This is a genomic window from Phenylobacterium aquaticum, from assembly GCF_947378715.1.
Taxonomy (GTDB): domain Bacteria; phylum Pseudomonadota; class Alphaproteobacteria; order Caulobacterales; family Caulobacteraceae; genus Phenylobacterium; species Phenylobacterium aquaticum_A.
Map to the genome: position 1 here is coordinate 23,525 of NZ_CANCLE010000026.1, position 8,040 is coordinate 31,564.

Consider the following 8,040-nt stretch of genomic DNA (forward strand, 5'->3'; position numbering starts at 1 on the left):
CGTGCTGGCGGGCCTGCACGCCCTGCAGGACCTCGCCTAGCGCGAGACTTCGTCTGATCCTTCGCCTTCCCAACGCGCCCTGACCGGCGCGGGAGCCCCCTCATGCCCAGACCTCGCGCCAGCCCCTAGGGCCGCGCCCCAAGCTTAGGGGGCGCGAGACCCCCGAAGACCTCGCCCCGGCGAGACGCGCTCCATCCCAGCAGACCAAGCGCGCCGGTCCGAGGCCGGCGCGAAGGAGATTTCATATGCTCAAGCAACGACGTCTGATCGCCGACCAGGTGGCCGCGAGCCTCTTCGAGGCCGAGGCCGCCATCGACAAGGCCCTGGCCAAGGCCGCCCAGTTGGCGGGGATCATGCCCGGCTTGCGGGAACAGGCGGGGCTCTCGGCCCTGGTGGGCCAGCAGGCCGTGGAGCGGGCGGGTGAGGCCTATGCCGCCCTGGCCCTGGCCCGGCGGGCGATCTGCGAAACCCACAAGGAGCTCAGCCTGGCGCAGCAGCAGATCGGCCTGGGCGCGGTGATGTACGGCACGGTGGACAAGCCCCCGACCATGGCCGACCCCCAGAACCCGCCGCGCCTGCAGGCCGTGCGTCGCGCCGCGATCTGAGCCTCGCCGCATTGCCATCCTTCGCGGACGGCGGATTATGGGGCCCTCGGTCGGACTGGGGGCCCTTCGTCGTGCATGCGCTGGCCACACAGGTCTGGGCCTTAGCCCTGGTGGCGATCTCGGGCCTTGCGCTCTGGCGCGGCGGACGGCCGGAGCGGATCTTCGCCCTGATCAATCTGGTGGCCTGGCTGGCGACGGTGCTGCTGGTGAACCGGCGAGATCTGGGCGATCCGCAATGGGGCATGTTCGCGGTCGACACCCTGATGCTGGCGGCCATGCTCTGGCTCAGCCTGACCACCCAGCGGTTCTGGATCCTGCCGGCCACGGCGTTCCAGCTGCTGACCGTGGTGACCCATCTGGCGATCATGGTCGATCACGGAGTGCGGATTCGCGCCTATCTCGCCGGCCTGGCGATCTGGAGCTGGCTGGTCCTGGGCTGCCTGGGGGCGGCGGTCCTGGCCCGGGCGCGGGCCGGCCGTGATCCCGCCGCGACTTGATCTGGTTCAAGGCGCGATCCGCCGGCTGTCCCCAATCTGCGCTCAACGACCGGCGAGACGGCCGGCAGGTGAAGGGAACCCAGCCATGGGCGAGCGAAACGATCTGGCGGGCAAGGCGGCCCTGGTGACCGGCGCGGCCGGGGCGATCGGGGCGGCGACGGTCAAGCTCATGCTGGAGCGGGGCGCCTCGGTGGTGGCCGTCGACCGGCCCGGGGTCTCCTTCAAGCCGCTGATCGAGGCCTGTGGCGAGGCGGCCAGCCTGGTGACCTTGGAGGCCGATGTCACCGACGAGGCCCAGGTGGCCGACTATGTCGACCTGGCCCGCAAATCCTTTGGCCGCATAGACATCTTCTTCAACAACGCCGGGATCGAGGGGGTGGTGAGGACTGTTCCCGACTATCCGCTCGAGGATTTCCAACGGGTGCTGGCGGTCAATGTGGTGGGGGTGTTCCTGGGCATGAAGCACGTGATCCCGGTCATGGTTCCCCAGGGCGGCGGGGCGATCATCAACATGTCCAGCGTGGCCGGCCTGGTCGGCTCGCCGGGCCTGTCGGCCTATGTCGCCTCCAAACACGCCGTGATCGGCCTGACCCGCTCGGCGGCGGCGGAATGGGCGTCGCACCGGGTGCGGATCAACACTGTCAATCCAGGGCCGATCGAGAGCCGGATGATGCGCTCCATCGAGAGCGGCGTGGCCCCGGCCGGCCCCCAGAAGGCCCATGACCAATTCGCCCAGACCATTCCCGCCGGACGGTATGGGACCCCGGAAGAGGTGGCCCGGCTGGTGGCCTTCCTGGGCTCGGACGACGCGGCCTATCTCAATGGCTCGGTCTATGCGGTCGACGGTGGGATGCACGCAGTGTGATGTCCAGGCCCCTCGCCTCCGCCGTTCTGCTGGCCCCTGTCCTCGCCCTGGTCCTGGCGGGTTGCGCCACGACGCCGGCCGCCAGGCCGGGTCCGGCTCGCGCCGCCGGGCCGGACAGCGGCCCGATCGATCAGGCCTTCACCCAGCCGCTGCGGGATCTCAGCCTGATGCGGGTCGATCCGTCGCCCGCCCTGATGGCCGCCCGCGCCGCGCCCTACGCCACGCCGGAGCCGGCCAGCTGCGCGGCCCTGGCGCCCCGGATCGCCGAACTCGACCGGGTGCTGGGCCAGGATGTCGACAGCCCGGACGCCTTTAATTCCCTCAACAACATGGCCGGCGCCCTGGTCAGCGGGGCGATCCGCGACGCGGTGGGCCTGCCCTTCCGGGGCGTGCTGCGGCGGCTGTCGGGCGCCGAGGTCCGGGATCGTGAGTTGCGGGCCTATGTCCTGGCCGGGATCGTGCGGCGGGCTTATCTGAAGGGCGTGGCCCAGGCCCACGATTGCCCGGCTGTGGCGCCCGCTGACGGATGATTGGCCCTGGGTCTGGTGATGGCGAACGCCCTAGGCTGATATGCCCGCCATGGTCCCGACCCGCCTGTAGATCAGGGCCTCAGCCACATGGGGGCGGCGCACGCCGCCTGAGCCCTCCAGGTCGGCGATGGTGCGGGCCAGGCGGAGCGTCCGGGTCCAGCCGCGCGCGGTCAGGCCGCCGGCTTCGGCGGCCCGGGCCAGCAGGGCGCGGGCCTGGGGGTCGAGATCGGCGATGGTCTCCAGCCAGTCGCCCTCGGCCTGGGCGTTGAGCGGCGCGGCGCGGGCGTCATCCGCCGCGCGGGCCCGGCTCGCCTGCAGCTCGCGGGCGGCGGCGACCCTGAGCGCCGCCTCCGCCGTGCCCTCGGCCGGGGCGGGCAGGGACAGATCGGCGGCCGTGACCGGCGGAACTTCGATCTGCAGGTCGATGCGGTCCATGAAGGGGCCCGAGACCTTGGCCTGATAGTCGACCTGACAGCGGGGCGCCCGGCCGCAATGGCCGCGCCCGGCCCCGCCATGGCCGCACTTGCAGGGGTTCTCGGCGGCGATCAGCTGGAAGCGCGCCGGATAGCGCACATGGGCGTTGGCCCGGGCGACGGTGACCTCGCCGGTCTCCAGCGGCTGGCGCAGGCTGTCCAGGGCCTGGGCGCTGAATTCCGGCAGTTCGTCGAGGAACAGCACGCCGTTGTGGGCCAGGGACACTTCGCCCGGCTTGATGCGGACCCCGCCGCCGGTCAGGGCCGCCATGGTCGCTGAATGGTGCGGGGTGCGGAACGGCCGGGCCCGGGTCAGCTCGCCCTTGGCGATCAGCCCGGCCACCGAATGCACCATGGAGGTTTCCAGCAGCTCGCTCGCCGACAGGGGCGGCAACAAGCCGGGCAGGCGCGCGGCCATCATCGACTTGCCGGAGCCCGGCGGACCGATGAACAGCAGATTGTGGCCGCCGGCGGCGGCGATTTCCAGGGCGCGCTTGGCGTTCTCCTGGCCCTTGACGTCCTTGAGGTCCGGGACCGCCCGGCCCTCGACCAGGGGCCCAGGCCTGGGTGGGGACATCAACTGCTGGCCGCGGAAGTGATTGACCAGGGCGATCAGGGACGGGGCGGCCAGGACCCGGGTTTCGCCGGCCCAGGCGGCCTCGGGCCCGCAGGCCTCCGGGCAGATCAGTCCCAGGCCCATGGCCCCGGCGGCGACGGCGGCGGGCAGGGCGCCGGCGGCCTGGACCACCCGGCCGTCGAGGGACAGCTCGCCCATGGCCGCCCAGTCGCGGAGCGCGTCTGGCGGAATGATCCCCATGGCGGCCATCACCGCCAGCGCGATGGGCAGGTCATAGTGGCTGCCTTCCTTGGGCAGGTCGGCGGGCGCCAGGTTGCAGATGATCCGCTTGGCCGGCAAGGCGAGGCCCAAGCCCGCGAAGGCGGCGCGGACCCGCTCGCGGCTCTCGCCCACCGCCTTGTCGCCGAGGCCGACGATGATGAAGAGCTTCTCACCCCCGGTGAACTGCACCTCGACGTCAACGCGGCGCGCCTCGACCCCCTGGAAGGCGACAGTCACAACGTGTGCGGCCATGGATATAGAGCCCCAATTTGGGTACAACTTTATCCACAACCCCAGCACGCATTCTGGGCCGGATCAAGAACAAATATAGAACTTTTGTGGAAGATGAGGCGTTTCCGTGACCTAGGGCCGCCTCTTCACAAGCAAGTCTAGGCTGTGGCGCGAATCTGCTCGATCCGATTCCACAGGATCTCGGAGGCGTCGATCCCGGTGAACCGCTTCAGCGCGCGGGCGCCCGTCGGCGAGGTGACGTTGATTTCAGTGAGGTAGTCGCCGATCACGTCGATGCCGACGAACATCAGGCCGCGGGCCTTGAGCTCCGGGCCGATGATCTTGCACAGCTCATGGTCGCGGTCCGTCAGCTCCACCGCCTCGGCGCGTCCGCCGACCGCCAGGTTGGAGCGGATCTGGCCCTTGTCGGGCACCCGGTTGATGGCCCCGACCGGCTCGCCGTCGACCAGCAGGATGCGCTTGTCGCCCTTGACCACGGCGGGGATGAACTTCTGGGCGATGACCGGTTCGCGCCCGATCATGCGGTGCAGGTCCATCATGGCGTCGAGATTGGGATCATCGGCCAGCAGGCGCGCGACGCCCGAGCCGCCGCCGCCATAGAGCGGCTTCAGCACCATGTCTCCGTGACGGGCGCGGAAATCATAGATCGCCTCGATGTCCGAGGTGATCAGGGTCGGGGGCTGCACCCCGGGGAAGGCGGTGACGAACAGCTTTTCCGGCGCATTGCGCACCTCGGTGGGATTGTTGACCACCAGGGTCTTGGGGTGGACCACGTCGAGGAAGTGGGTCGAGGTGATATAGGCCATGTCGAAGGGCGGGTCCTGGCGCAGCAGCACCACGTCGAACTCCGACAGGTCGCGGCGCTCCCAGGCGCCGAAGGCGGCGTGCTCGCCCTCGATGTCCTTCACGGTCACGGACCGCCCGCGCACCAGCACCTTGCCCTCTTCCAGGGACATGCGGTCGGGGGTGTAGACGAACAGGCTGTGGCCCCGTTCCTGGGCGGTCAGCATCATCAGGAAGGTCGTGTCGCCCTGGATGCGGATATGTTCCAGGGGGTCCATCTGGACGGCGACCTTCAACGACATGGGCTTTTCCTCGAACGGCGACAGGCGGCCCCTGAGATAGGCCGCGCGCCGGCCCAAGGCCAGGGGCCCGACGCGCTTTCAGTTCAGCTTCATCCGCATCCGCTCCCGCGCAGCCCGGGCGGCCAGGGTCGCGCCGCCGTCCAGGGCCGAGGCGCGGGTCAGGGCCTGGAGCGCGCCGGCCAGGGCGCCCTGGCCCTCGCGGGCGGCGGCGACATCCAGCCAGGGGCGGTGGTCGGCGGGGTCGATCAGGGCGCGGCGCAGGGCGGCGCGCTCGGCCCGGGGAAAGTCGCGGGCGGCGCTCGCCCGGGCGAAAATGTTGTTCTGCAGCCGAATCAGCACCGCCCGATCGGGGGCGGGGGCCATCAGTCGGTCCAGGCGGTCCGCCACGTTCGGGGTCAGGCCGGCATGCAGGGCGCGGCGGGTCAGCTCCGAGGGCAGCACCACCCGCCCCTCGCTGAACGGGTCCAGCGCCATGGGCCCTTCCAGGGTCTCGACCCGCAGCAGGAAGTGGCCCGGAAAGTCGACGCCCTGGACCGTCAGGTGGCACTTGCGGGCGATGTGCAGATAATAGACCCCGAGCGCCACGGGCAGGCCCTTGCGCCGCTCGGCCACCGCCAGGATGTCGGCGTTGTCGGGATGCTCGTAGGTCAGGAGATCGCCGGTCAGCCGCAGGTCCCCGGCCAGGGTCTCGGCCAGGGCCTCCTCCGGGCTTTCCCGGGTCAGGCGCTCGGTCAGCCGCGCCACGCCGGTTTCGGCCAGGGCCCAGGCCGCCTGGGGGTCGCGGGCCGGATCCTCGTGGATGGCGCAGGCGATGGCCGCTTCCAGCAGGGGGAAATCCTCGTCACCGCCCTGGCCGGCCTGGATCAGGATCTGCTCTGCGTCGTCCCGGGTCATGGGGCGTAGCCGTCCTGGGCGCCGTCGGCCCAGGCGTCGGGATGGTGGCGGGGCCAGCGGCCGGGGGCCAGGGCGACCAGGTCCAGCCGCACGGTGGCGTCGGCCAGGGCGGGACGGCGGGCGGCGAGGTTGCGTCCGGCGCGGCGCAGGCGCTCGCGCTGGTCATGGCCCACGGCCTCCAGAGCCTGCGCCAGGGTCGTGCGCTGCTTGACCTCGACCACGGCCAGCACCTTGCCCTTCTGGGCCAGGAGATCGATCTCGGCCTGAGGGGTCTTCAGCCGGAAGCCCAGGATGCGATAGCCCTTGGCCATCAGCCACAGGGCGGCCCAGACCTCGGCGCGGCGACCGCTCAACCGGGCCGCGGCGCCCCGGACCACCCGGGCGGCGGCGCGCTCTGCGTCCCGGGCGCTGCGGGACGGGGGCCTGGCGGGGTTCACCCCTTGGCCTCCTTCAGCTCCATGGCCCGGCGATAGAGTTCGCGGCGGGGCAGGCCCAGGGCCTTGGCCACCTCGCTGGCGGCCTCGGCGGGCCTCAGGCGGGTGAGGGCGTCGCTCAGCGCCCGGTCGGCGTCGGCGGCGGTGGCGGCTTCCTCGCGGCCCGGCCCGACCACGATGACGAACTCGCCCTTGGGCGCGACCATGCGCGGATCGGCGGCCAGGACATCCAGGGGCCCCCGGGTCACGGTCTCATAGAGCTTGGTCAGTTCGCGGCAGACGGCGGCCTCGCGGGCCCCGAACACGGCGGCCATGTCGGCCAGGCTGTCGGCCACCCGGCTGCCGCCCTCGAAGAACACCAGGGTGGCGCGCAGGCCGGCCAACTCCTCGAAGAAGGCCTTGCGAGCCACGGACCTGGGCGGCGGGAAGCCGGCGAACAGGAAGCGATCGGTGGGCAGGCCGGCGACGGTCAGCCCCGCCAGCAGAGCCGAGGCCCCGGGGATCGGGAACACCGACGAATTCTGAGCGATGGCCTGCAGGGCCAGGCGATAGCCGGGATCGGAGACCAGGGGCGTGCCGGCGTCGGAGACCAGGGCGACCCGGGCGCCCTCGGCCAGCCTGGCCAGCACCTTGGGCGCGGTGCGCTCGGCCGAGTGCTCATCATAGCGTTCGAGCTTCTTGGACAGGCTGAAGGCGGCGAGCAGCTTGCCGGCCACGCGGGTGTCCTCGGCCAGCACCAGGTCGGCGGCGGAGAGCACGTCGAGCGCCCGCAGGGTGATGTCGCGGAGATTGCCGATCGGCGTCGCCACCAGATAGAGGCCCGGCGCGAGCGGCGCGTCAGAAAGAGCCGGCGGCGGCGGGTGGCGAGACATGGCCGCAGGCTTCGCCGGTTCGCAGCCCGAACGCAAGCTTGGCCTCGGCGCTCAGCCCTGCTCGGCGAGGGCCAGGCGCATGGTCAGGGCGTCCAGCACCAGGCGACCGGCCCGGGTGGCGCGCAGTCGAAGGCCGTCCTCCGCCACCAGTCCCTGGCGGGTGAGGGCTGCGACCTCCGGGTGGTCGGGGGTGAGGCCCAGCGCCTCCAGCTGGGCATAGGCGACGCCGTCATCGATCCTCAGGCCGGCCAGCAGCCGCTCCTCGGCGGCCTCGAGCTCGGACAGGGCCTCGCTGGTGGCGAAGCCCCGGCCGGTCTGGGCGACGCGGGCGACATAGTCGGCGGGGCGGGCGGCGGCGTGGGTGGCGTGACGGACGCCGCCCCGGGTCAGGCGGCCATGGGCGCCGGGGCCCGCGCCCACATAGTCCAGCCCCTGCCAATAGACGAGATTGTGCCGCGAGCGCGCCGCTTCGCCCCTGGCATGGTTGGAGACCTCATAGGCATCGAAGCCTGCGGCCTCGAGCACCGCCTGGGTGGTCTCGAACAGGACGGCGGCCAGGTCCTCGCCGGGCGGGACCAGGGTTCCGCGTCGCACGGCGCGGTCGAAGGCGGTGCCCGCCTCGATGGTCAGCTGGTAGGGCGAGATGTGCTCGGCCCCCAGGTCGACAGCCTCGGCGAGTTCGGCGGCCCAGGCCC

At 71.7% G+C, this 8,040-nt stretch carries 9 protein-coding genes and 1 pseudogene; 4 read left to right on the forward strand and 6 right to left on the reverse strand.

The window, feature by feature from the left end; genetic code table 11:
* Nucleotides 1-245 precede the first annotated feature (245 nt).
* The 4 genes from Q7P21_RS05610 (at nucleotide 246) to Q7P21_RS05625 (ending at nucleotide 2,497) form a co-directional block, all read left to right on the forward strand.
* Nucleotides 246-605, forward strand: coding sequence for a hypothetical protein (locus tag Q7P21_RS05610; protein ID WP_304166514.1), 360 nt, complete (start codon nucleotides 246-248; stop codon nucleotides 603-605).
* A gap of 71 nt (nucleotides 606-676) precedes the next feature.
* Entirely contained in the window at nucleotides 677-1,102 is a 426-nt protein-coding gene (locus tag Q7P21_RS05615; RefSeq protein ID WP_304176146.1) for a hypothetical protein, read from the forward strand.
* Nucleotides 1,103-1,187: 85 nt separating this feature from the next.
* Nucleotides 1,188-1,967 carry an SDR family NAD(P)-dependent oxidoreductase gene (locus tag Q7P21_RS05620; protein WP_304176148.1) on the forward strand — a complete coding sequence of 260 codons (780 nt, stop codon included), beginning with the start codon at nucleotides 1,188-1,190 and terminating at the stop codon, nucleotides 1,965-1,967.
* Nucleotides 1,967-2,497 (forward strand): hypothetical protein, encoded by a 531-nt coding sequence (locus Q7P21_RS05625; RefSeq protein WP_304166522.1) that lies wholly within the window; start codon nucleotides 1,967-1,969, stop codon nucleotides 2,495-2,497. The genes Q7P21_RS05620 and Q7P21_RS05625 overlap by 1 nt, the downstream gene beginning before the upstream one ends.
* Nucleotides 2,498-2,527: 30 nt before the next feature.
* Here the strand turns inward: Q7P21_RS05625 and Q7P21_RS05630 are convergent, their stop codons facing one another.
* The 6 genes and pseudogenes from Q7P21_RS05630 to Q7P21_RS05655 all read right to left on the reverse strand — a co-directional run.
* Nucleotides 2,528-4,060 carry a YifB family Mg chelatase-like AAA ATPase gene (locus tag Q7P21_RS05630; protein WP_304176150.1) on the reverse strand — a complete coding sequence of 511 codons (1,533 nt, stop codon included), beginning with the start codon at nucleotides 4,058-4,060 and terminating at the stop codon, nucleotides 2,528-2,530.
* A 137-nt stretch (nucleotides 4,061-4,197) separates the two neighbouring features.
* Nucleotides 4,198-5,145, reverse strand: coding sequence for a glutathione synthase (gene gshB, locus Q7P21_RS05635; protein ID WP_304169936.1), 948 nt, complete (start codon nucleotides 5,143-5,145; stop codon nucleotides 4,198-4,200).
* Between the two features lie 78 nt (nucleotides 5,146-5,223).
* Complete coding sequence (locus tag Q7P21_RS05640) at nucleotides 5,224-6,039, reverse strand: SirB1 family protein (protein ID WP_304169934.1); 816 nt, start codon at nucleotides 6,037-6,039, stop codon at nucleotides 5,224-5,226.
* Nucleotides 6,036-6,416: a YraN family protein gene (locus tag Q7P21_RS05645; RefSeq protein WP_304169940.1), complete on the reverse strand. Its 381-nt coding sequence runs from the start codon at nucleotides 6,414-6,416 to the stop codon at nucleotides 6,036-6,038. Before Q7P21_RS05645 ends, Q7P21_RS05640 begins: the two co-directional genes overlap by 4 nt.
* Before the next feature lie 56 nt (nucleotides 6,417-6,472).
* Nucleotides 6,473-7,345, reverse strand: a complete 873-nt coding sequence (rsmI, locus tag Q7P21_RS05650; RefSeq protein WP_304169932.1) for a 16S rRNA (cytidine(1402)-2'-O)-methyltransferase — start codon at nucleotides 7,343-7,345, stop codon at nucleotides 6,473-6,475.
* A 51-nt stretch (nucleotides 7,346-7,396) separates the two neighbouring features.
* A pseudogene (locus Q7P21_RS05655) lies at nucleotides 7,397-8,040 on the reverse strand (coproporphyrinogen III oxidase); the annotation flags it as partial.